We start from the raw sequence: 21,926 nt of genomic DNA, 5'->3' as shown, positions 1-21,926 counted from the left end.
CGAGTTCTTCGCAGACAGGTCCAGCCACCTTCGAGATGGAGCATTTCCAGTAATGAGCAGCCCAGCCCAAGTCGCACCCAAGTTCCCCGACAGCATCTTCCGCGCCTACGACATTCGCGGCACCGTCCCGGAATTCCTGAACGCTGAGACCGCTTATTGGCTCGGTCGCGCCATCGGTGCCCAGAGCCTGGCCCAGGACGAACCGAACGTTTCCGTTGGCCGCGACGGTCGACTCTCCGGCCCGGAACTGGTCGAGCAATTGATCAAGGGCCTGGCCGACAGCGGTTGCCACGTCAGCGACGTTGGCCTGGTGCCAACACCGGCGCTGTATTACGCCGCCAACGTACTGGCCGGCAAATCCGGTGTCATGTTGACCGGCAGCCACAACCCGTCGAACTACAACGGTTTCAAGATCGTGATCGCCGGCGACACCCTGGCCAACGAACAGATCCAGGCCCTGCACGACCGCCTCAAGACCAACAACCTGAGCAGCGGCAAGGGCGGCGTCACCCAGGTCGAGATTCTCGACCGCTACAACACCGAAATCGTCCAGGACATCAAACTGGCTCGTCGCCTGAAAGTCGTGGTCGACTGCGGCAACGGCGCGGCCGGCGTGATTGCCCCGCAACTGATCGAAGCGCTGAACTGCGAAGTCATCCCGCTGTTCTGCGAGGTCGACGGCAACTTCCCGAACCACCACCCGGATCCGGGCAAGCCTGAAAACCTCGTGGACCTGATCGCCAAGGTCAAGGAAACCAACGCTGACCTCGGCCTGGCTTTCGACGGCGACGGCGACCGTGTTGGCGTAGTAACCAACACCGGCAGCATCGTCTATCCGGACCGCCTGCTGATGCTGTTCGCCCGCGACGTACTGGCGCGTAACGCTGACGCGGAGATCATCTTCGACGTCAAATGCACCCGTCGCCTGACGCCACTGATCAAGGAATACGGCGGTCGTCCGTTAATGTGGAAGACCGGTCACTCGTTGATCAAAAAGAAAATGAAACAAACCGGCGCCCTGTTGGCCGGCGAAATGAGCGGGCACATCTTCTTCAAGGAACGCTGGTTCGGTTTTGACGACGGCATTTACAGCGCAGCGCGCCTGCTGGAGATCCTCAGCAAAGAAAAATCCACTGCGGAAGAGCTGTTTGCGACCTTCCCGAACGATATTTCTACGCCGGAAATCAATATCCATGTGACCGAAGAGAGCAAATTCAGCATCATTGATGCACTGCACGACGCGAAATGGGGCGAAGGCGCCAACCTGACCACCATTGACGGCGTGCGAGTCGACTACGCCAAAGGCTGGGGCCTGGTGCGCGCGTCCAACACCACACCGGTGCTGGTGCTGCGCTTCGAGGCCGATGACGAGGCTGAACTGCAGCGCATCAAGGATGTTTTCCACGTCCAACTGAAGCGTGTTGCACCTGATCTCCAACTACCGTTTTGACCTTCTGAAGCGCCCTTATTTGAAGTGCCGGAGCCCTGAATGACCCTCGAACGCGAAGCCGCCGCCAACACCGCCAAGGTCCTGTCCGAAGCGCTGCCTTACATTCGCCGCTACGTCGGCAAGACGCTGGTGATCAAATACGGCGGCAACGCGATGGAAAGCGAGGAGCTGAAAACCGGCTTCGCCCGCGACATCGTGCTGATGAAAGCTGTCGGCATTAACCCGGTGGTGGTTCACGGCGGCGGCCCGCAAATCGGCGACCTGCTCAAGCGTCTGTCGATCGAGAGCCACTTCATCGATGGCATGCGCGTGACTGACGCGCAAACCATGGACGTGGTGGAAATGGTCCTCGGCGGCCAGGTGAACAAAGACATCGTCAACCTGATCAATCGTCATGGCGGCAGCGCCATCGGCCTGACCGGTAAAGACGCCGAGCTGATTCGTGCGAAGAAGCTCACCGTGACCCGCCAGACGCCGGAGATGACCCAACCGGAAATCATCGACATCGGCCAGGTGGGTGAAGTAGTCGGCATCAACACCGATCTGCTGAATCTGCTGGTTAAAGGCGATTTTATTCCAGTGATCGCGCCGATCGGCGTTGGCGCCAACGGTGAGTCGTACAACATCAACGCCGACCTGGTGGCCGGTAAAGTCGCCGAAGCGCTGAAAGCTGAAAAGCTGATGCTGCTGACCAACATCGCCGGCCTGATGGACAAGTCGGGCACGGTCCTGACCGGCCTGACCACCCAGCAAGTCGACGATCTGATCGCCGACGGCACCATCTACGGCGGCATGCTGCCGAAGATCCGTTGCGCGCTGGAAGCGGTTCAGGGCGGCGTCGGCAGCTCGCTGATCATCGATGGCCGGGTTCCGAATGCAATTCTGCTAGAGATCTTCACCGATACCGGTGTGGGTACTTTGATCAGCAATCGCAAGCGTGACTGATTCAAGTACATCAAAAGATCGCAGCCTTCGGCAGCACCCACGGTTGTACGAATATTCCGTAGGAGCTGACGAAGTCTGCGATCTTTTTTATACGCGCAGGAAATGCCTGACCTGAATCAGCGAAACGTCTGACATCCCGTCAGCAATAGTCCGCATAGGATCTTCCCTGTATCCACAGGAGATCTCACCATGCAAAAAGATAACGTTCCTTACGGCAGCGACATTTCAGCAGGCCGTTACGCTTGCGCGGACTGCGGCCATGAATACTCGGGCTCGTCAAAGAAGTCGATGCCGCCCTGCCCCTATTTCGAAGAAGACACTCATACACGCAAAGGCTGGAAAGTGCTGACCGGCCAGGGCGACGCCGTGATTGATCCATATCCGGAAAAAACCGACAAACCCGTCGGGATCAAACAGGTCGAAACCTCCAACCCTGCCAGCAAAAAATAGCGTCGGAGGCACTGAGCCATGCAGATCTCGTTCACGATCGACGCCCAGGCTTTCGAGCAGGAGCAAAAGGAGCCGGTCAAAAAGACGTTGAGGATTTCCGACAACGAAATCGCCCACGCTCTTCAGCGAATCGCCAAGGCGAGTCTGACCGAATACTTGAAAATGCTGGTAGAAGGCGGCATGCCGAGTCGGGCCGATGAAGCGAAACAGGACCGATTGCTGTATCTGATTCAAAGCTACTTCGGGCAGACCTTGCCGACCGAGTCGCAGATATCGACGATTTTCCAGCTCACTCAGAGCCAGAGCAAAACCCTGCTGAAAAACACAGTTTCACGGTTTCGCAATCAGCTGGACGATATCTTGCAACACAGCATGCGAGCTGTGATTGAGTCTGCGGAGCATGCTCAGACCGTGTATCTGGTGGTAATCAGCTCTGATGTCATCCGTGATGAGTTGAACATGCTGATCACTCAAAACGAGCCAACATTCAAACCCATCACCAAACGCAAGGGCAGCGCCGGGCAGTTCGAAATCAGCGAGGATTCCCACGACCTGCTGTGCACAACGCTGGGGATCAATGCCGTTCAGTGACATTGTGGCGGTCAGTGGCTTGCTGCTGACCTTGACCACCTTCATGTTCAACCTTGCGTGGCCGAGGCTGCATGAAGCACTGGAGCTGGATGAAAGCCAATCTGGCCCGCTCGCCAGAACACGTAGCCGAAAAAAGGTAACGAACGTTTTGTTCGCCTGCGCCCTCCCTCTGACCAGCGCCTTCCTGGCGCTGTTTTACGTCAACTTGCCTGCCGCTGTGAAAATCATGGGCAGCAGCACGCTGGATCTTTGGGACTTTGACGTGGATCGCACACTTTACGTGATGGTTGTGTTTGCACTGATGGTGTTTGCGCTGTTCAACGCCCGGTTAACCCTGCGCCTGTGTGCGAAATGGTGCAGCCTGCGTTAATCGCCAGATGAAAAAAAGGCCCTGTAAAAACAGGGCCTTTACGTCAGACGCCGAACTGGGCGCGGTAGGCTTCAACCGCTGGCAAATGCGGCTTGAGCTGCGGATCGTCCGCCAGGAATTCCAGCACCTGGTTCAACGAAACAATGCTGATCACCGGAATGCCGAAGTCACGCTCCACTTCCTGGATTGCCGACAACTCACCGTTGCCACGCTCCTGACGGTTCAGGGCGATGAGCACGCCCGCAGCCTTGGCGCCGTCCTGGGAAGCGATGATTTGCATCACCTCACGGATTGCAGTGCCAGCGGTGATGACGTCGTCGATGATCAGCACATCGCCGGTCAACGGTGCGCCGACCAGACTGCCGCCTTCGCCGTGGGCCTTGGCTTCCTTGCGGTTGAAGCACCATGGCAGATCACGACCATGATGTTCGGCCAGGGCCACTGCAGTGGTTGCCGCCAAAGGGATACCTTTGTAGGCTGGACCGAAGAGTACGTCGAACGAAATACCGCTCTCGACGATGGCTGCCGCGTAGAAACGACCTAGCTGCGCAAGGGCCGAACCGGAGTTGAACAGGCCGGCATTAAAGAAGTAAGGACTGGTGCGCCCGGACTTCAGGGTGAACTCGCCGAAGCGCAAAACGCCGCGATCAATGGCAAAACGAATGAAATCGCGCTGATACGTTTGCATGAAAAAAACCCCAAATACCACGGATTTAGCTAATTAGGTTGACGCCGTGTATCATACACGCACGCGATTTTTGGGGCCATTTATGCGGATCATCAGTGTGAACGTCAATGGTATTCAGGCTGCAGTGGAGCGAGGTTTGCTCAGTTGGCTGCAAGCTCAGAATGCCGACGTCATCTGCCTGCAGGACACCCGCGCCTCCGCCTTTGAACTGGACGATCCAGCCTTCCAACTGGATGGCTACTTCCTTTATGCCTGCGAAGCCGAAGTTCCCGCCCAAGGTGGCGTGGCTTTGTATTCGCGGCTGCAACCGAAGGCAGTCATCAGCGGTCTCGGCTTCGAGACGGCCGACCGCTACGGGCGCTACCTGCAAGCCGATTTCGACAAGGTCAGCATCGCGACCTTGCTGCTTCCTTCGGGGCAGAACGGCGATGAAGACTTGAACCAGAAGTTCAAGCTAATGGACGATTTCGCCCGTTATCTGGATAAACAGCGACGCAAACGTCGCGAGTACATTTACTGTGGCTCGTTGTACGTGGCGCAACAGAAGCTGGATATCAAGAATTGGCGCGACAGCCAGCAATCCCCGGGCTTCCTGGCACCTGAACGTGCCTGGATGGACGAGATTGTCGGCAACATGGGTTATGTCGATGCCCTGCGCGAAGTCAGCCGTGAAGGTGACCAGTACAGCTGGTGGCCGGACAACGAACAGGCTGAAATGCTCAACCTCGGTTGGCGTTTCGACTATCAGTTGCTGACGCCGGGTCTGCGCCGCTTTGTTCGCAGCGCACGCCTGCCACGTCAGCCACGGTTCTCGCAGCATGCACCGCTGATCGTGGACTACGACTGGACGCTGACCATCTAAGCGTTTTTTCGCAGATACAAAAAAGCCGACATCGCTGTCGGCTTTTTTGTGGGCAATGACTCGACCCTGTAGGAGCGAGGCTTGCCCGCGAAAGCGATTTAACAGTCGACATTTATGCCGGATGTGACGGCCTCTTCGCGGGCAAGTCGGATCGCCGCACCGCTCGCTCCTACAGGGGACGCGGCGTTTATTTAATCAACCGCCACGTGAACGGATACCGATAATGCACCCCTTCATTGGCTTTGACGCCGGCAATGATCGTCAGCACCAGCGCACCAATCGCCACCAGACCAAACATGAAGAACCCGATGATCACCACCATCAGCAAGAAGCAGATGGCAGAAGCAATGGCGACGGTGATCTGAAAGTTCAGCGCCTCCTTGCCCTGGGCATCGACAAACGGGTCCATCTCGCGCTTCATCTGCCAGAGGATCAGCGGGCCGATCAACGTACCGAACGGAATCCAGATCCCCAGCAAGGCGGACAAGTGACAAAACATTGCCCACTGCCGAACTTCTTTGCTCGGGATGGGAAGTAGCTGCTGCTCGTCACTCATGGTGTCCTCCTTGCGTGGAACATCCGATCAGTCGGCCAGTGCGGCCTTCTGCAGTTCGAAGATTTCGGTCATGCCTTTCTTCGCCAGTTCCAGCATCGCGTTCAGCTCTTCCGGCTGGAACGGTGCGCCTTCGGCAGTGCCCTGAACTTCGATGAAGCCGCCAGTGCTGGTCATCACCACGTTCAGGTCAGTCTCGGCAGCCGAGTCTTCCAGGTAGTCGAGGTCGAGCACAGGCTCGCCCTGGTACATGCCCACCGAAACGGCAGCGATCATTTGCTTGAGTGGGTCGCCGCCTTTCAGGCCGCCGCGCTTCTTGATCACTTTCAAGGCATCGACCAGTGCAACCATGGCGCCGGTGATGGACGCAGTGCGGGTGCCACCGTCAGCCTGGATCACGTCGCAGTCGACGTACAGGGTGACGTCGCCCAGCTTGGACATGTCCAGCGAAGCACGCAGGGAACGACCGATCAGACGCTGGATTTCCAGAGTACGGCCACCTTGCTTGCCGCGGCTCGCTTCGCGCTGGTTACGCTCGCCAGTGGCGCGCGGCAGCATGCCGTATTCGGCGGTCAACCAGCCTTGGCCCTGACCTTTAAGGAAACGCGGCACGCCGTTCTCGACGCTGACGGTGCAGATGACTTTGGTATCACCGAACTCGACCAGTACAGATCCCTCGGCGTGTTTGGTGTAGTTGCGGGTAATGCGGATCGAGCGGAGCTGATCGGCAGCGCGACCACTTGGACGTTTCATAGGAATACCTGTACGGGGGACGGAAAACTGCCGAGCATTATAGAGCCGCGCGCCAAGACTGGGCACTTCTAAAAAATCCGCCCGACGATTGAAGGCGCTTACTAGAGCTTAGAACAGCGCTTTACCGACGGCCTGCAGCCCTTTGTCACACCGTGTGTTTGGGCGCATCCACCCCACTGCGCTACAATCCTGCGCCTTTGCTGCCTGTCGGCTTTAATTCACAGATATCGGGTCACGCGAAACCTCTGGTAACGCAAACCTGAATTGCGAGGTACCTCCATGGTGCACAGCATGACCGCCTTCGCCCGCGTTGAAAAAGCCGGCGCCCAAGGCACCCTGAGCTGGGAATTGCGCTCGGTCAACAGCCGCTACCTGGAACCCCATCTGCGCCTGCCGGAGTCGTTTCGCGACCTCGAAGGTGCGATCCGCGAAGCGCTGCGCCAGGGAATCTCCCGGGGCAAGCTCGAATGCACTCTGCGCTTTACCGAAGAAAACACCGAAAAACACCTGCAAGTGGACCGCGAGCGCGCCGCGCAATTGGTCGCTGCCGCCGAAACCATCGCCGGCCTGATCAAGAATCCGGCGGCGCTCAACCCGCTTGAAGTGCTGGCCTGGCCCGGCGTGCTGGTAGGCGACGCCACCGACCCGCAAGCCCTGAATGCTGAAGCACTGGCGCTGTTCAACGAAGGCCTGAAGGAACTCAAGGCCGGCCGCGAGCGTGAAGGCGCGGAGCTGGCCCGGTTGATCAATGATCGCCTGACCTCCATTGAAGAAGACGTGGTGACCCTGCGTGAGCTGGTGCCGCAGATGCTTGCCACTCAGCGCCAGAAAGTCCTCGACCGCTTTGCCGACATGAAAGCCGAGATGGACCCGCAGCGGCTGGAACAGGAAATGGTCATGCTCGCGCAAAAAAGCGACGTCGCCGAAGAACTGGATCGCTTGAGCACTCACATCATTGAAGTTCGCCGGGTGCTCAAATCCGGCGGCGCTGCCGGTCGGCGCCTGGACTTCCTGATGCAGGAGCTCAACCGCGAAGCCAACACACTGGGCTCCAAAGCCTTCGACCCGCGCAGCACCCAGGCGGCGGTCAACCTCAAGGTGTTGATCGAGCAGATGCGCGAACAAGTGCAGAATATTGAGTAAGGCAAACCTGACATGACCCACAGCACCGGCACCCTGTACATCATTTCCGCCCCTTCGGGCGCGGGCAAGAGCAGCCTGGTCAAGGCCCTGACCGACGCTGACCAGGAGATCCGCGTCTCGGTCTCCCACACCACCCGCGCCATGCGCCCAGGTGAAGTGAACGGCGTGAACTATCACTTCGTCGAACGCGGCGAGTTCGTGAAAATGATCGAGCACGGGGATTTCCTCGAGCGCGCCGAAGTGTTCGGCAACCTCTACGGCACTTCGCAAAGCCACTTGCAGCAGACCCTGGACGAAGGCCACGACCTGATTCTGGAAATCGACTGGCAGGGCGCCGAGCAAGTGCGCAAGTTGATGCCCCAGGCCCGCTCGATCTTCATTCTGCCGCCGTCGTTGCAAGCGTTGCATCAGCGCCTGAACAATCGCGGCCAGGACAGTGACGAGGTCATTGAAGGCCGGATGCGCGAAGCCGTCAGCGAAATGAGCCACTACGTCGACTACGACTACCTGATCATCAACGACGATTTCGCCAACGCCCTGAAGGATTTGCAGGCGATTTTCCGTGCCAATCAGCTGCATCAGAAGCGTCAGCAGCAGCGTAACGGAAAACTTTTGGCTGAATTGCTCGGCTAATCAGCACTTCCCAAAACCGTTGCAAGGGCTTTACATTGGCACTTGCAGCGCGTTGAAGGGCTTGGTCAAAAAATCAGCGCTTCCCTAATCGCTGGTGATTTTTTAAACTGTTGAGTCCGCTCGCCCACCCGGGCAGCGCGCATATTGCATTCGCTCCGAGGAATACCATGGCCCGCGTAACCGTTGAAGACTGCCTGAACCACGTGGAAAACCGTTTTGAACTGGTCATGCTGTCCACCAAGCGTGCCCGTCAACTGGCCACCGGCGGCAAAGAGCCACTGGTTCAGTGGGAAAACGACAAGCCTACCGTTGTAGCCTTGCGTGAAATCGCTGAAGGCCTGATGAGCTACGAGTTCATCGCCAATGCTGAAATCGTCGAAGACGAACCGCTGTTCGCAGCGTTCGAGGACGAGTCCAACGAGGCCGTGTAAGCCATGCCTGGTCGACGTAGCACGGCGCGGGGTCACAGCGAACGGCAGGATTTATCATGCCGAGCATAGACGCCCTCGCCGATCGCTTATCGACCTACCTCGGCAAGGACCAGGTCAATCTGGTCCGCCGAGCGTACTTCTACGCCGAACAAGCCCACGATGGCCAACGCCGCCGTAGCGGCGAGGCGTACGTCACGCACCCACTCGCGGTTGCGAATATTCTTGCCGAAATGCACATGGACCATCAGAGCCTGATGGCTGCGATGCTGCATGACGTGATCGAAGACACCGGTATTGCCAAGGAAGCGCTGCAAGCGCAGTTCGGCGAAACCGTGGCCGAACTGGTCGACGGGGTCAGCAAACTGACCCAGATGAACTTCGAGACCAAAGCTGAAGCCCAGGCCGAAAACTTCCAGAAAATGGCCATGGCCATGGCCCGCGACATTCGCGTGATCCTGGTCAAGCTCGCCGACCGCCTGCACAACATGCGCACGCTGGAAGTCCTGTCCGGTGAAAAACGCCGGCGGATCGCCAAGGAAACCCTGGAAATCTATGCGCCCATTGCCAACCGGCTGGGCATGCACGCCATCCGCATAGAATTCGAAGACCTCGGCTTCAAGGCGATGCACCCGATGCGTTCCGCGCGGATCAACCAGGCGGTCAAGCGCGCCCGGGGCAACCGCAAGGAAATCGTCAACAAGATCGAAGAGTCGCTGAGCCATTGCCTGGCGATCGACGAGATCCAGGGCGAAGTCAGCGGTCGTCAGAAACACCTCTACGGCATCTACAAGAAAATGCGCGGCAAGCGTCGGGCCTTCAATGAAATCATGGACGTGTATGCGTTCCGGATCATCGTCGACAAGGTCGATACCTGCTACCGCGTGTTGGGTGCTGTGCATAATTTGTACAAGCCGCTGCCGGGGCGCTTCAAGGACTACATCGCGATCCCCAAGGCCAACGGCTACCAGTCGCTGCATACCACGCTGTTCGGCATGCACGGTGTTCCGATCGAGATCCAGATCCGCACCCGTGAAATGGAAGAGATGGCCAACAACGGCATCGCCGCCCATTGGCTTTACAAATCAAGCGGCGACGAGCAGCCAAAAGGCACTCATGCCCGTGCTCGCCAGTGGGTCAAAGGCGTGCTGGAAATGCAGCAACGGGCCGGCAACTCGCTGGAATTCATCGAGAGTGTGAAGATCGACCTGTTCCCGGACGAGGTCTACGTGTTCACGCCCAAAGGCCGGATCATGGAGCTGCCCAAGGGCTCCACGGCGGTCGACTTCGCTTACGCGGTGCACACCGACGTGGGCAACAGCTGCATCGCCTGCCGGATCAATCGTCGTCTTGCACCGCTGTCCGAACCGCTGCAAAGCGGCTCCACAGTCGAAATCGTCAGCGCTCCCGGTGCGCGGCCAAACCCGGCGTGGCTCAACTTCGTGGTCACCGGCAAGGCGCGGACTCATATCCGCCACGCGCTGAAACTGCAACGCCGTTCCGAATCCATCAGCCTCGGCGAACGCCTGCTGAACAAGGTGCTCAACGGTTTCGACAGCTCGCTGGAAAAAGTACCGGCCGACCGCGTCAAGGCGATGCTCGCCGAATATCGTCTCGAACTGATCGAAGACTTGCTGGAAGACATCGGCCTGGGCAATCGCATGGCCTACGTGGTCGCGCGCCGCCTGCTCGGTGAAGGCGAACAGTTGCCAAGTCCGGAAGGCCCGCTGGCAATTCGCGGCACCGAAGGCCTGGTCCTCAGCTACGCCAAGTGCTGCACACCGATTCCGGGCGACCCGATTGTCGGTCACTTGTCGGCCGGCAAAGGCATGGTCGTGCACCTGGACAACTGCCGCAACATCAGCGAAATCCGTCACAACCCGGAAAAATGCATCCAGCTCTCGTGGGCCAAGGATGTCACCGGCGAATTCAACGTCGAGCTGCGCGTCGAACTGGAACACCAGCGCGGCCTGATCGCCCTGCTGGCCAGCAGCGTCAACGCGGCCGACGGCAATATCGAGAAAATCAGCATGGATGAACGCGATGGTCGCATCAGCGTGGTCCAACTGGTGGTCAGCGTGCACGACCGCGTGCACTTGGCCCGCGTAATCAAGAAACTGCGCGCCCTGACCGGGGTGATTCGCATCACCCGCATGCGTGCGTAAGCCACCACCCATTACAAGGAGTCATTCATGACCAAAACAGTTATCACCAGCGACAAGGCCCCGGCCGCCATCGGTACTTACTCCCAGGCGATCAAGGCTGGCAACACCGTTTACATGTCGGGTCAAATTCCTCTGGACCCAAAAACCATGGAACTGGTTGAAGGCTTCGAAGCCCAGACCGTCCAGGTGTTCGAGAACCTCAAAGCCGTCGCCGAAGCTGCCGGTGGTTCGTTCAAGGACATCGTCAAACTGAACATCTTCCTCACCGACCTGAGCCACTTCGCCAAGGTCAACGAGATCATGGGCAAGTACTTTGACCAGCCATACCCTGCCCGCGCCGCCATCGGCGTAGCCGCCCTGCCAAAGGGTTCGCAGGTTGAAATGGATGCCATTCTGGTCATCGAGTAATGCGTCCGGCGCAGCCTTCATAGGCTGCGTCGTCTTCGTTCTGAAAGGATTCCACCATGCGCCAAGCGCTAGCTCTCTCGCTGGTCGCCCTACTCTTGGGCGGTTGTGCCAGCAACCCTGCCGACCGTGACATCAGTGGCACCTGGATCAATCAGGTGGCGATCGACGCTGCATCCAAAGGCGGCCCCCTGCGTGAAGCGCTCCAGGCTTATGGCCCGAACCTGGAATGGGACGTCAACACCAAGGCCGCTCAGGCCCGCTACACCAACGGTTTTGAAAATGTCGAAGGCAAACTGCTGGGCGAAGAGTCCGCGGCCTGGAAAGTCGACTTTTATGGCAGCTCCGCCAGCGAGTTGAAGCGTGACGGCAAGCAACTGAGCCAGGCCGCCAGCGAGAACGAGCCGGAGCAGGTCTTTGACCGTGCGCTGATTCCGGTGCCGGATGGCGCACCGATTGGCGCGAGCTTCGAACGCGCGCTGTACACCGCCTACATGGGCGGCAGCTGGAAAATCGTCAGCGGTCCGGGCGAAGGCAATACCGTGCAATTCCAGGCTGATGGCCAGGTTGCCGGCCTACCGGGCGCCGATCGTTATGCCCTGTGCCTGGCGGGCGATTGCGCGTCGATGAGCGGTGGCAATGACAATATGTGGCTGCAAGTGAACGGCCAGGGCAATACCTGGATCTTTGCGCGCAAGGGCAAGGAGCTGGAGATTGTGCAGGCGGTGAACACTGCTCAGGCGGATGAAATGCCTCAGTTCACGCCGGGTGATCGCAAGTGGTTGCTGGAAAAGCAGTGACCCGGCTCTAACAGCAAAGAAGAAACCCTGTGGGAGCGGGCTTGCTCGCGAAAGCGGTGTGACAGACAACAGAAGTGTTGAATGTTATGGCCCCTTCGCGAGCAAGCCCGCTCCCACATTTGGTTTGGGGTGTATGGGAGTCAGCAGCGGCCTTCAAGGATCGCGGCGTAGCCTTCGCGATAGCTTGGGTACTTCGGCGCCCAGCCCAAGGCCTTCGCACGGGCATTGCTGCACTGCTTGCTGCCCGTACGCCGCACGCTCTCATCTTCAGACCATTCGGTCACGCCCAGGTACTCACGCAGCCAGCCCACCACTTCGGCCAGCGGCGCAGGCGCGTCGTCGACGCCGATGTAGACGTCATCCAGCGCCACCCCGCGTCGATCCGCTTCAAGCAGGTAAGCCAAAAGCCCCGCCGCGTCGTCGGCGTGAATGCGGTTGCCGTACAGCGGCGGGTCAACGGCCACGCGATAACCCCGACGTACCTGAGTCAGCAGCCATTCGCGGCCGGGGCCGTAAATGCCGGTCAAGCGCACGATGCTCGCCGGGATGCCGCTTTGCAGTGCCACTTGCTCAGCCTCCAGCATCAATCGACCCGAATAGCCTTCTGCAAGGGCCGGCGAAGTCTCGTCGACCCACTCGCCATTCTGCTGGCCATAGACGCTGCTGCTGGAAACGAACAGCAAGCGATCGGGCACCTGCCCATAGTCGTCCAGCCACTCCAGCACATGCTTCAAACCCTGGACATAGGCTGCCCGGTAACCGGCTTCATCGTGATCGGTGGCGGCCGCGCAATACACCAGGTAGTCCACCGCACCGACGGGCCAGGTCTGCGGGCAGTCTTCATTAAACAAGTCGCCAGCGACGCCAATGACTCCCTCGGGCAGACGCGAGACATCACGCCTCAGGCCATGGACCTCCCACCCGGAGGCTACCAATTGCGTGGCCAGGCGACTGCCGACATCACCACAACCGGCGATCAAAACAGAAGGCGCAGACATCAGAAAACTCCCATCAGAAAGGCACAGACTAGCGCCGGCACAGGACGAGCGGCTAGCAATGAAGGAAAAAAAGATACTCTATTACTTCTGTTAACAAGAATTACTTGCAATAATGCACGCCACTTTTGTTCTCGGCCTCACGAGGCCTGGAAGAACATTTACCGTCTTTTCCTTTCAGGTCCGGCCAGCATGACACGCAATCAATTCCCCGCTTCGCCAACCAAACGACCTCGCGCCTGGAGCGCAGTGGCCGCCCTGCTGCTCAGCCTGATGCTGGCACCGACCGCCGCTTTCGCTGACGCACAAGCACCCGCCACTCCCGCCGCCGCTGCACCAGCCCCGGCTGATCATGCTGCCCCCGCCGTGGCGCCAGTTGCAACCGACCCGGCCCAGGCAGTAGACGCCAAAGACGTTCCAGAAGTCCTCGAAGCCGACAACACCCTGGGCATGGCCCACGATCTGTCGCCATGGGGCATGTACCAGAACGCCGACATTATCGTGAAAATCGTGATGATCGGTCTGGCCATCGCTTCGATCATCACCTGGACCATCTGGATCGCCAAGGGCTTCGAGCTGATGGGCGCCAAGCGTCGTCTGCGCACCGAAATCGTCCACCTGAAAAAAGCCACCACCCTTAAAGAAGCCAGTGTGACAGCCACCAGGCAAGGCACCCTCGCCAATTTGCTGGTGCATGACGCCCTGGAAGAGATGCGTTTGTCGGTCAACAGCCGCGAGAAAGAAGGCATCAAGGAACGTGTGGCCTTCCGTCTCGAGCGTCTGGTGGCGGCCTGCGGTCGCAACATGAGCAGCGGCACCGGCGTCCTCGCCACCATCGGTTCCACCGCGCCGTTCGTGGGCCTGTTCGGCACCGTGTGGGGCATCATGAACAGCTTCATCGGCATCGCCAAGACCCAGACCACCAACCTCGCCGTCGTGGCGCCCGGCATCGCCGAAGCCTTGCTGGCCACCGCGCTGGGTCTGGTTGCCGCGATTCCTGCGGTCGTGATCTACAACGTCTTCGCCCGCTCCATCGCCGGTTACAAAGCGCAAGTGTCCGATGCCTCGGCCGAAGTCCTGCTGCTGGTCAGCCGTGACCTCGATCACCTGCCGACCACCGAGCGCTCCGCGCAACCCCACATGGTCAAAGTAGGGTAATCAGCCATGGGCTTGCATTTGAAAGAAGGCGCAGACGACGATCTGGCCGAGAACCACGAAATCAACGTCACGCCGTTCATCGACGTGATGCTGGTGCTGTTGATCATCTTCATGGTGGCGGCTCCGCTGGCCACCGTGGACATCAAGGTCGACCTGCCGGCTTCCAGCGCCAAACCGGCGCCGCGGCCGGAGAAACCGGTGTTCCTCAGCGTCAAGGCTGACCAGCGCCTGTTCCTCGGTGAAGACGAAGTGAAGGCCGAAGCACTCGGCGCCACCCTCGACGCCAGGACCCAAGGCAAGAAAGACACGACGATCTTCTTCCAGGCCGATAAAGGCGTGGATTACGGCGACCTGATGAGCGTGATGGATAACCTGCGCTCCGCCGGTTACCTGAAGGTCGGTCTGGTCGGGCTCGAGACGGCAGTCAAGAAATGATCACGACGCGCCATAAGCTGACGCGTTACAGCGGGAGCCTGGCCGTGGTGCTTGGCGTCCATGCGCTGGCCATTGCGCTGGCGATGAACTGGACCGCGCGCCCACCCATTGAGCTGCCTCCGCAGGCGATGATGGTCGAGTTGGCACCGGTTCCCGCCCCGCCACCGCCGGCACCGCCGAAGGTGATAACGCCGCCACAGCCACCGGCCCCGGTGGAAGAACTGCCGATCCCGAAACTGGCTGAAGTGCCGAAGGCCGAGATCGTGGTGCCGAAACCGGTCAAGCCCAAGCCGAAGCCTCAACCGCCCAAGCCTGTGGAGAAAAAACCGGAGCCGCCGAAGGAGAAGCCGTCCGAGGAGAAGCCTAGCGACGCGCAACCAACCCAGGCACCGACGGAGAAATCCGCGCAACCGGCACCGGGTCCATCGCCGGCGCAACAGGCTGCCAAGGCCAGTTGGGAAGGCACTTTGCTTGCGCACTTGGGCAAGTACAAAAAGTACCCGGCGAGCGCACAGAATCGGGGCAAGCAAGGCACCAACCGTCTGCGCTTCATCGTTGATGGCGAAGGTAATGTGTTGTCGTACGAACTGGTGGGCCGTTCAGGCACTGCCGATCTGGACCGGGCCACCCTGGAAATGATCCGCCTCGCCCAACCGCTGCCCAAGCCGCCGGCCGACATGCTGACCAATGGCACCATCGAAATCACGGCGCCGTTCCTTTACTCGCTGGAAAAACGCCGCCGCTAAAAGCAACACTGAACCAATGTGGGAGCGGGCTTGCTCGCGAAAGCGGAACAACAGACAACGAAGATGTTGGATGTTATGGCCTCTTCGCGAGCAAGCCCGCTCCCACAGGGTTATCTGCCAGCCAGAAGACCCCAGCAATGAAGGCACCGAGGTGCCTTTTGCGTATCTGCCTGCGGCAAAACGGCATTACCCGGTGTCACTCAGCACACTCAGTCTGATAACGTGCGTCTATCGATTGCAGCCGGTATGCTTGGCTCGCAACTTCATGGACGCTTGCTATGACTCTTACAGAATTACGCTACATCGTTACCCTCGCCCAAGAGCAGCACTTCGGCCACGCGGCCGAGCGTTGCCATGTCAGCCAGCCGACCCTGTCGGTAGGCGTGAAAAAGCTTGAAGACGAACTCGGTGTGCTGATTTTCGAGCGCAGCAAGAGTGCCGTGCGCCTGACCCCGGTCGGTGAAGGCATCGTTGCCCAGGCACAGAAAGTCCTGGAACAGGCCCAAGGCATTCGCGAATTGGCCCAGGCTGGCAAGAACCAGCTGACCGCGCCGCTGAAAGTCGGCGCGATCTACACCGTCGGCCCGTACCTGTTCCCGCACCTGATTCCGCAACTGCACCGGGTCGCCCCGCAGATGCCGTTGTACATCGAAGAAAACTTCACCCACGTGCTGCGCGACAAACTGCGCAACGGCGAGCTCGACGCGATTATCATCGCCCTGCCGTTCAATGAAGCCGACGTCCTGACCCTGCAGCTCTACGACGAGCCGTTCTACGTCCTGATGCCGGCCCAGCACCCGTGGACGCAAAAAGAATCCATCGACGCCAGCCTGCTCAACGACAAGAGCCTGCTGCTGCTCGGCGAAGGCCACTGCTTCCGCGATCAAGTGCTGGAAGCCTGCCCGACCCTGGCCAAAGGCAATGACGGCGCCAAGCACACCACGGTGGAATCCAGCTCCCTGGAAACCATCCGCCACATGGTCGCGTCCGGCCTCGGTATCTCGATCCTGCCGCTGTCGGCAGTCGACAGCCATCACTACGCCCCCGGCATTATCGAGGTGCGCCCGCTGTCGCCACCGGTGCCGTTCCGCACCGTGGCCATCGCCTGGCGCGCGAGTTTCCCGCGTCCGAAAGCGATCGAGATCCTCGCTGACTCCATTCGCCTGTGCTCGGTGGCCAAGCCGCAAGCACCGGTGGTTGCGGCCTAAGTCGCTGCCATGACCGAGTTGTCGCAAGTGTCGGTGACGGCACTCAAGGGTGTCGGTGAAGCCATGGCCGAGAAATTGGCCAAGGTCGGCCTGGAGAATCTCCAGGACGTGCTGTTCCACCTGCCGCTGCGTTATCAGGACCGCACTCGCGTGGTCCCGATCGGCCATTTGCGACCGGGGCAAGACGCTGTGATCGAAGGCACCGTCAGCGGCGCCGACGTGGTCATGGGCCGTCGCCGCAGTCTCGTTGTGCGTCTGCAGGACGGCACTGGCGGGCTCAGCCTGCGCTTCTACCATTTCAGCAACGCCCAGAAAGAAGGCCTAAAACGCGGCACGCGGATTCGCTGCTACGGCGAAGCGCGGCCCGGTGCGTCGGGGCTGGAAATCTATCACCCGGAATACCGCGCCATCACCGGCGACGAGCCGCCGCCAGTGGATGAAACCCTGACCCCGGTCTACCCGCTCACCGAAGGCCTGACCCAGCAGCGTTTGCGCCAACTGTGCATGCAAACACTGACGATGCTCGGCCCGACCAGCCTGCCCGACTGGCTGCCGACCGAACTGGCCCGGGACTATCAACTCGCGCCACTGGCCGATGCGATCCGCTACCTGCATCGCCCGCCCGCCGACGCCGACGTCGACGAACTCGCCCTCGGTCATCATTGGGCGCAACACCGTCTGGCCTTCGAAGAACTGCTGACTCATCAACTGTCCCAGCAGCGCCTGCGCGAGAGCATGCGTTCCTTGCGCGCACCCGCCATGCCGAAAGCCACCAGGCTGCCGGCGCAATACCTGGCCAATCTCGGCTTTACGCCAACCGGCGCACAGCAACGGGTCGGCAACGAAATCGCCTACGACCTGAGCCAGCACGAACCGATGCTGCGCCTGATCCAGGGCGACGTCGGCGCGGGCAAAACCGTGGTCGCCGCCCTCGCCGCGCTTCAGGCGCTGGAGGCCGGTTATCAAGTCGCGCTGATGGCGCCCACCGAAATCCTCGCCGAACAGCACTTCATCACCTTCAAGCGCTGGCTCGAACCGCTGGGCATCGAAGTCGCGTGGCTGGCCGGCAAGCTCAAAGGCAAGAACCGCGTGGCGGCGCTGGAGCAGATCGCCAACGGCGCACCGATGGTGGTCGGTACGCACGCGCTGTTCCAGGACGAAGTGCAGTTCAAGAACCTAGCGCTGGCGATCATCGACGAACAGCACCGTTTCGGTGTGCAGCAGCGGTTGGCATTGCGGCAGAAAGGCGTCGGCGGGCGGATGTGTCCGCATCAGCTGATCATGACCGCCACGCCGATTCCGCGGACGCTGGCCATGAGCGCCTACGCCGACCTCGACACCTCGATCCTCGACGAACTGCCGCCCGGCCGAACCCCGGTCAACACTGTATTGGTCACCGATACACGGCGCGTGGAAGTCATCGAACGCGTACGCGGTGCCTGTGCCGAAGGGCGCCAAGCCTATTGGGTGTGCACGCTGATTGAAGAATCGGAAGAGCTGACCTGTCAGGCCGCCGAAACCACTTACGAAGATTTGACCGCTGCACTCGGCGAATTGAAGGTCGGCCTGATCCACGGCCGCATGAAGCCCGCCGAAAAAGCCGCCGTCATGGCCGAGTTCAAAGCCGGCAACCTGCAACTGCTGGTCGCCACCACCGTGATCGAAGTCGGCGTCGACGTCCCGAACGCCAGCCTGATGATCATCGAAAACCCCGAACGCCTCGGCCTCGCGCAGTTGCACCAGCTACGCGGCCGCGTCGGTCGAGGCAGCGCCGCCAGCCATTGCGTGCTGCTCTACCATCCGCCGCTGTCGCAGATCGGCCGTCAGCGCCTGGGCATCATGCGCGAAACCAACGACGGTTTTGTCATCGCCGAAAAAGACCTCGAACTGCGCGGCCCCGGCGAAATGCTCGGCACACGCCAGACCGGCCTGCTGCAATTCAAGGTCGCCGACCTGATGCGCGATGCCGACCTGTTGCCCGCCGTGCGTGACGCCGCCCAAGCCTTGCTGGAGCGCTGGCCGGACCATGTCAGCCCGCTGCTTGACCGCTGGCTGCGCCATGGGCAGCAATACGGCCAAGTGTGAGCACCGTCGCAGTTTGTGGACGATGCTTTTAAACAAGCTGGTTATACTCCCGCAATTGTTTGAATTCGGATACAGACCATGACAGAAGCTGCCCTCGCCCCCGACACCCTGCACGCTCCGTCTGTTATTCGGCTGCTGCTGGGCAAATTGGGCATTGCCTACGAAGAAGTACTCGACCACCACGGCCTCAACGCCTCGCGCAAAGTGCAGGCGGTGCTGGTGGACGACGCGGTCGGTGCCCTGATGGTGCTGTTCCCGCAAAGCCAGTTGCTGGACCTCAATCGCCTCGCCGAATTAACCGGTCGCCGCCTCACCGCCGTGCCCACCGAGCGTTTGGTAAAAATGCTCGGCAAACACAACCTTAGCCTGCTGCCCGGCCTGCCGGCGCTGACCAGTTCGCCGTGCCTCTACGAAGAAAGCCTGCTGCGCGTACCGAAGTTGCTGATCAACTCGGGCGAGCCGGGCCTGCTGCTGGAAATCACCAGCGAAGACTTCAAGACCATGCTGACCAAGGCCAGCGCCGCCAATTTCGGCGAGAACCTGACCAGCATCCGCCCGAACCTCGACCGCCCCGACGATGACCGCGAGGAAATCACCCAGGCCGTCCAGGCGTTCACCGCGCGGCGCATCCAGCAACGCCTGGAAGCGACCATCGAAATTCCACCGCTGGCCGAGACCGCGCAGAAAATCATCAAGTTGCGCGTGGACCCCAACGCCACCATCGACGACATCACCGGCGTGGTCGAAACCGACCCGGCGCTGGCCGCCCAAGTCGTCAGCTGGGCCGCGTCGCCGTACTACGCGTCGCCGGGCAAGATTCGTTCAGTGGAAGATGCGATCGTGCGCGTGCTGGGTTTCGACCTGGTGATCAACCTCGCGCTGGGCCTGGCCCTGGGCAAAACCCTGAGCCTGCCCAAAGACCATCCGCAACACACCACGCCGTACTGGCAGCAATCGATCTACACCGCCGCCGTCATCGAAGGCCTGACCCGCGCCATGCCCCGCGCCCAGCGCCCGGAAGCCGGCCTGACCTACCTCGCCGGCCTGCTGCACAACTTCGGTTACCTGCTGCTGGCCCACGTCTTCCCGCCGCACTTCTCGCTGATCTGCCGCCATTTGGAAGTCAACCCGCACCTATGCCACAGCTACGTCGAGCAACACCTGCTCGGCATCAGCCGCGAACAGATCGGCTCCTGGCTGATGCGCTACTGGGACATGCCCGACGAACTCGCCACCGCGCTGCGCTTTCAGCACGATCCGAGCTATGACGGTGCCTACGCTGAATACCCGAACCTCGTCTGCCTGGCCGTACGCCTGCTGCGCAGCCGCGGCATCGGCTCCGGCCCGGATGAAGACATCCCGGATGCGCTGCTGGAACGCGTAGGCCTGACCCGCGACAAAGCCAACGACGTCGTCAGTAAAGTACTTGAGGCTGAAGTCCTGCTGCGCGAACTCGCTTCGCAGTTCAGCCAGGCCTAAAAGCTTCGCGGGCAAGCCTCGCTCCTACAAGGGATCACCAAAACCCTGTAGGAGCGAGGCTTGCCCGCGAAGAATCCCCCGCCGATCCACCTGAATCACCACAGCCCCTTGTGGGAGCGAGCCTGCTCGCGATGAATCCAACGCGGTATCTCTGAATCACCACAATCCCTGTGGTGAGGGGATTTATCCCCGTTCGACTGCGCAGCAGTCGCAATCCAGCCAACGCAGAGTGTCAGATGCAGCGAGGTCTCAGGCTTTAGGGCCGCTTCGCAGCCCAACGGGGGCAAGCCCCCTCGCCACAGGGTTAACCATCAACCTCAAGTCTTGGCTTTAGCCTTGCGCGGCTTCAAATACTTGGTCAACCCCTGAAACCAGATCACCAACGCCGGATTCCCCTTGATCTGAATCGACTTGTCCTGAATCCCCGTCATAAACGCCAACTGCTTGTTCTTCGCCTGCATCGTGGCAAAGCCATACGCCGCATCCTTGAACGCAATCGCAAACGCCGACTCGGCATACACGCCCGACTTGCTGGTAATGCGCTGATCCTTCACAAAGAAATGCCGCGCCACTTTCCCGTCCAGGGTCTGTAGCTGGAACACCAATTCCTTGTCACCCAACTGCTGCTGAAACGCAGGATTAGTCCGACTGGCCTTACCCATCAACAAACCCAGCATCCACAGAAGAAAACGAAATTTCATGCGCACAGCCTCAAGAGAAAAGTGAACGGCCGGCGCAGTGTAGCGGCTTCAAGCGAGAACGCCACTGTTGTGCAGCGATAGAAGAAGATGCCGTGGTTTTTGACGCTGATGACTACCAAGTCATTGACGAAACGAGGGTGTTTAAAAGCGTGAAGATTTTGATCTTTCTACGCTCGACTCCATCGGATATTTCCTTCAACACGTGGTGCTGTTCGTGAACTAGGCAGTCTTGGGTTTCGTCGATAGGCTTTGTTCGTCGCCGCAAAATCGGTGACACGGACGTGCAAGTCCGGGATCGGCACACAATCGGTTATGGCTATTCATCGAGCGTTTTCTTATGCTCGCGAATTGTTATGGCGGCTGTGTGTGGGAGGCCTTCGGGTCTGCCGGTTTGCCGATTCCGGTCTTGCACACCTATACACAGCTGCCACCTAATTCGAAGCGCAAGCGAAACGGTGATTAGCTCCTAATATCGGTACTACTCATATGATCAAGCCAACACCCAATCCACCACAAAACGAAGCCACCTCCCCCTACGAATCCCTCGATTCGAAGAAACTCCACGAAGCCGCCGAACGCGCGCTCGACCACCATTTCGCCCCACCACCCGGCGATAAACCCAAGCCTCGCAAAGGCAACCTCTTCGCCGTCTCCCCCGACATCGACACCGAAGCCCTCCTGGCCAACGCCTCGGAAGACCTGCTATCCATCAGCGCCATCGCCGCCAACCTGGCCGACGACGTGGACGGTGCACGATGTAGTGGTCTAATGAAACCGGACACCCATTTAGGCGAGAATGCTCGCCAGATCGAGGTGTCAGATGACCAAACAACGCCGTTCCTTTTCTGCTGAATTCAAACGCGAGGCTGCCGAACTCGTGCTC

Annotated in this window: 23 protein-coding genes and 1 pseudogene; 19 read left to right on the top strand and 5 right to left on the bottom strand. The window is 59.9% G+C overall.

Annotated features, from left to right (window positions below; genetic code table 11):
* Positions 1-46: 46 nt before the first annotated feature.
* From EYC95_RS12845 to EYC95_RS12825, 5 genes and pseudogenes are all read left to right on the top strand, one after another.
* Positions 47-1,450: pseudogene (locus tag EYC95_RS12845) on the top strand (phosphomannomutase/phosphoglucomutase); the annotation flags it as partial.
* A 39-nt stretch (positions 1,451-1,489) separates the two neighbouring features.
* Positions 1,490-2,395: an acetylglutamate kinase gene (gene argB / locus EYC95_RS12840; protein WP_131060689.1), complete on the top strand. Its 906-nt coding sequence runs from the start codon at positions 1,490-1,492 to the stop codon at positions 2,393-2,395.
* 189 nt (positions 2,396-2,584) lie between these two features.
* Positions 2,585-2,845 (top strand): hypothetical protein, encoded by a 261-nt coding sequence (locus tag EYC95_RS12835; protein ID WP_131060688.1) that lies wholly within the window; start codon positions 2,585-2,587, stop codon positions 2,843-2,845.
* Between the two features lie 18 nt (positions 2,846-2,863).
* A complete protein-coding gene (locus EYC95_RS12830) occupies positions 2,864-3,436 on the top strand; it encodes a hypothetical protein (RefSeq protein ID WP_131060687.1) in 573 nt (190 codons plus the stop codon).
* Entirely contained in the window at positions 3,423-3,806 is a 384-nt protein-coding gene (locus EYC95_RS12825) for a hypothetical protein (protein WP_131060686.1), read from the top strand. Before EYC95_RS12830 ends, EYC95_RS12825 begins: the two co-directional genes overlap by 14 nt.
* 43 nt (positions 3,807-3,849) lie before the next feature.
* On the opposite strand, the gene pyrE is transcribed toward EYC95_RS12825, so the two are convergent.
* On the bottom strand, positions 3,850-4,494 hold the full coding sequence (gene pyrE, locus EYC95_RS12820) for an orotate phosphoribosyltransferase (protein ID WP_131060685.1): 645 nt from the start codon (positions 4,492-4,494) through the stop codon (positions 3,850-3,852).
* Between the two features lie 82 nt (positions 4,495-4,576).
* On the opposite strand from pyrE, the gene EYC95_RS12815 reads away from it, so the two are divergent.
* Positions 4,577-5,356 (top strand): exodeoxyribonuclease III, encoded by a 780-nt coding sequence (locus EYC95_RS12815; RefSeq protein WP_007934608.1) that lies wholly within the window; start codon positions 4,577-4,579, stop codon positions 5,354-5,356.
* A 187-nt stretch (positions 5,357-5,543) separates the two neighbouring features.
* On the opposite strand, the gene EYC95_RS12810 is transcribed toward EYC95_RS12815, so the two are convergent.
* Entirely contained in the window at positions 5,544-5,912 is a 369-nt protein-coding gene (locus EYC95_RS12810) for a DUF4870 domain-containing protein (RefSeq protein ID WP_131060684.1), read from the bottom strand.
* Between the two features lie 27 nt (positions 5,913-5,939).
* Complete coding sequence (gene rph / locus EYC95_RS12805) at positions 5,940-6,662, bottom strand: ribonuclease PH (RefSeq protein WP_010465211.1); 723 nt, start codon at positions 6,660-6,662, stop codon at positions 5,940-5,942.
* Between the two features lie 279 nt (positions 6,663-6,941).
* Between rph and EYC95_RS12800 the strand changes: the two genes are divergently transcribed.
* From EYC95_RS12800 to EYC95_RS12775, 6 genes are all read left to right on the top strand, one after another.
* Positions 6,942-7,805 (top strand): YicC/YloC family endoribonuclease, encoded by an 864-nt coding sequence (locus tag EYC95_RS12800; protein WP_131060683.1) that lies wholly within the window; start codon positions 6,942-6,944, stop codon positions 7,803-7,805.
* Positions 7,806-7,817: 12 nt separating this feature from the next.
* Positions 7,818-8,438 (top strand): guanylate kinase, encoded by a 621-nt coding sequence (gmk, locus tag EYC95_RS12795; protein WP_131060682.1) that lies wholly within the window; start codon positions 7,818-7,820, stop codon positions 8,436-8,438.
* Between the two features lie 167 nt (positions 8,439-8,605).
* Complete coding sequence (rpoZ, locus tag EYC95_RS12790) at positions 8,606-8,869, top strand: DNA-directed RNA polymerase subunit omega (protein WP_007894670.1); 264 nt, start codon at positions 8,606-8,608, stop codon at positions 8,867-8,869.
* Between the two features lie 56 nt (positions 8,870-8,925).
* On the top strand, positions 8,926-11,031 hold the full coding sequence (spoT, locus tag EYC95_RS12785; RefSeq protein WP_131060681.1) for a bifunctional GTP diphosphokinase/guanosine-3',5'-bis pyrophosphate 3'-pyrophosphohydrolase: 2,106 nt from the start codon (positions 8,926-8,928) through the stop codon (positions 11,029-11,031).
* 27 nt (positions 11,032-11,058) lie between these two features.
* Positions 11,059-11,439, top strand: coding sequence for a RidA family protein (locus tag EYC95_RS12780; protein WP_003229509.1), 381 nt, complete (start codon positions 11,059-11,061; stop codon positions 11,437-11,439).
* A 56-nt stretch (positions 11,440-11,495) separates the two neighbouring features.
* Complete coding sequence (locus EYC95_RS12775) at positions 11,496-12,236, top strand: hypothetical protein (RefSeq protein ID WP_131060680.1); 741 nt, start codon at positions 11,496-11,498, stop codon at positions 12,234-12,236.
* Between the two features lie 140 nt (positions 12,237-12,376).
* On the opposite strand, the gene EYC95_RS12770 is transcribed toward EYC95_RS12775, so the two are convergent.
* Positions 12,377-13,234 (bottom strand): SDR family oxidoreductase, encoded by an 858-nt coding sequence (locus tag EYC95_RS12770; RefSeq protein ID WP_131060679.1) that lies wholly within the window; start codon positions 13,232-13,234, stop codon positions 12,377-12,379.
* A gap of 189 nt (positions 13,235-13,423) precedes the next feature.
* Between EYC95_RS12770 and exbB the strand changes: the two genes are divergently transcribed.
* The 6 genes from exbB (at position 13,424) to EYC95_RS12735 (ending at position 20,342) form a co-directional block, all read left to right on the top strand.
* A complete protein-coding gene (gene exbB, locus EYC95_RS12765) occupies positions 13,424-14,389 on the top strand; it encodes a tonB-system energizer ExbB (protein ID WP_131060678.1) in 966 nt (321 codons plus the stop codon).
* A gap of 6 nt (positions 14,390-14,395) precedes the next feature.
* Complete coding sequence (gene exbD / locus EYC95_RS12760; RefSeq protein WP_010465232.1) at positions 14,396-14,824, top strand: TonB system transport protein ExbD; 429 nt, start codon at positions 14,396-14,398, stop codon at positions 14,822-14,824.
* Positions 14,821-15,570, top strand: coding sequence for an energy transducer TonB (locus EYC95_RS12755; protein WP_131060677.1), 750 nt, complete (start codon positions 14,821-14,823; stop codon positions 15,568-15,570). The genes exbD and EYC95_RS12755 overlap by 4 nt, the downstream gene beginning before the upstream one ends.
* Before the next feature lie 278 nt (positions 15,571-15,848).
* Positions 15,849-16,778 carry a hydrogen peroxide-inducible genes activator gene (locus EYC95_RS12745; RefSeq protein ID WP_131060676.1) on the top strand — a complete coding sequence of 310 codons (930 nt, stop codon included), beginning with the start codon at positions 15,849-15,851 and terminating at the stop codon, positions 16,776-16,778.
* Positions 16,779-16,787: 9 nt separating this feature from the next.
* Complete coding sequence (gene recG / locus EYC95_RS12740) at positions 16,788-18,863, top strand: ATP-dependent DNA helicase RecG (protein ID WP_131060675.1); 2,076 nt, start codon at positions 16,788-16,790, stop codon at positions 18,861-18,863.
* Positions 18,864-18,941: 78 nt separating this feature from the next.
* Positions 18,942-20,342, top strand: coding sequence for an aminoacyl-tRNA deacylase and HDOD domain-containing protein (locus EYC95_RS12735; protein ID WP_131060674.1), 1,401 nt, complete (start codon positions 18,942-18,944; stop codon positions 20,340-20,342).
* A gap of 317 nt (positions 20,343-20,659) precedes the next feature.
* Here EYC95_RS12735 and EYC95_RS12725 read toward each other — a convergent pair whose 3' ends face one another.
* Positions 20,660-21,043, bottom strand: coding sequence for a helicase (locus tag EYC95_RS12725; protein WP_131060673.1), 384 nt, complete (start codon positions 21,041-21,043; stop codon positions 20,660-20,662).
* Between the two features lie 486 nt (positions 21,044-21,529).
* Here EYC95_RS12725 and EYC95_RS12720 point away from each other — a divergent pair, with 486 nt between their 5' ends.
* Positions 21,530-21,895 (top strand): DUF6124 family protein, encoded by a 366-nt coding sequence (locus EYC95_RS12720; RefSeq protein ID WP_256656954.1) that lies wholly within the window; start codon positions 21,530-21,532, stop codon positions 21,893-21,895.
* Positions 21,896-21,926 lie beyond the last annotated feature (31 nt).

The organism is Pseudomonas sp. BGI-2, assembly GCF_004310295.1.
GTDB lineage: Bacteria > Pseudomonadota > Gammaproteobacteria > Pseudomonadales > Pseudomonadaceae > Aquipseudomonas.
This window is presented reverse-complemented; position numbering and strand designations above follow the sequence as displayed.

Coding starts and splice junctions, on each gene's coding strand:
- gmk (WP_131060682.1), top strand. CDS start 7,818: ATGACCCACAGCACCGGCACCCTGTACATCATTTCCGCCCCTTCGGGC.
- EYC95_RS12775 (WP_131060680.1), top strand. CDS start 11,496: ATGCGCCAAGCGCTAGCTCTCTCGCTGGTCGCCCTACTCTTGGGCGGT.
- EYC95_RS12815 (WP_007934608.1), top strand. CDS start 4,577: ATGCGGATCATCAGTGTGAACGTCAATGGTATTCAGGCTGCAGTGGAG.
- recG (WP_131060675.1), top strand. CDS start 16,788: ATGACCGAGTTGTCGCAAGTGTCGGTGACGGCACTCAAGGGTGTCGGT.
- EYC95_RS12780 (WP_003229509.1), top strand. CDS start 11,059: ATGACCAAAACAGTTATCACCAGCGACAAGGCCCCGGCCGCCATCGGT.
- rph (WP_010465211.1), bottom strand. CDS start 6,662: ATGAAACGTCCAAGTGGTCGCGCTGCCGATCAGCTCCGCTCGATCCGC.
- EYC95_RS12745 (WP_131060676.1), top strand. CDS start 15,849: ATGACTCTTACAGAATTACGCTACATCGTTACCCTCGCCCAAGAGCAG.
- EYC95_RS12755 (WP_131060677.1), top strand. CDS start 14,821: ATGATCACGACGCGCCATAAGCTGACGCGTTACAGCGGGAGCCTGGCC.
- EYC95_RS12725 (WP_131060673.1), bottom strand. CDS start 21,043: ATGAAATTTCGTTTTCTTCTGTGGATGCTGGGTTTGTTGATGGGTAAG.
- exbD (WP_010465232.1), top strand. CDS start 14,396: ATGGGCTTGCATTTGAAAGAAGGCGCAGACGACGATCTGGCCGAGAAC.
- EYC95_RS12810 (WP_131060684.1), bottom strand. CDS start 5,912: ATGAGTGACGAGCAGCAGCTACTTCCCATCCCGAGCAAAGAAGTTCGG.
- EYC95_RS12720 (WP_256656954.1), top strand. CDS start 21,530: ATGATCAAGCCAACACCCAATCCACCACAAAACGAAGCCACCTCCCCC.
- spoT (WP_131060681.1), top strand. CDS start 8,926: ATGCCGAGCATAGACGCCCTCGCCGATCGCTTATCGACCTACCTCGGC.
- EYC95_RS12830 (WP_131060687.1), top strand. CDS start 2,864: ATGCAGATCTCGTTCACGATCGACGCCCAGGCTTTCGAGCAGGAGCAA.
- pyrE (WP_131060685.1), bottom strand. CDS start 4,494: ATGCAAACGTATCAGCGCGATTTCATTCGTTTTGCCATTGATCGCGGC.
- EYC95_RS12735 (WP_131060674.1), top strand. CDS start 18,942: ATGACAGAAGCTGCCCTCGCCCCCGACACCCTGCACGCTCCGTCTGTT.
- EYC95_RS12835 (WP_131060688.1), top strand. CDS start 2,585: ATGCAAAAAGATAACGTTCCTTACGGCAGCGACATTTCAGCAGGCCGT.
- exbB (WP_131060678.1), top strand. CDS start 13,424: ATGACACGCAATCAATTCCCCGCTTCGCCAACCAAACGACCTCGCGCC.
- EYC95_RS12770 (WP_131060679.1), bottom strand. CDS start 13,234: ATGTCTGCGCCTTCTGTTTTGATCGCCGGTTGTGGTGATGTCGGCAGT.
- rpoZ (WP_007894670.1), top strand. CDS start 8,606: ATGGCCCGCGTAACCGTTGAAGACTGCCTGAACCACGTGGAAAACCGT.
- EYC95_RS12800 (WP_131060683.1), top strand. CDS start 6,942: ATGGTGCACAGCATGACCGCCTTCGCCCGCGTTGAAAAAGCCGGCGCC.
- EYC95_RS12825 (WP_131060686.1), top strand. CDS start 3,423: ATGCCGTTCAGTGACATTGTGGCGGTCAGTGGCTTGCTGCTGACCTTG.
- argB (WP_131060689.1), top strand. CDS start 1,490: ATGACCCTCGAACGCGAAGCCGCCGCCAACACCGCCAAGGTCCTGTCC.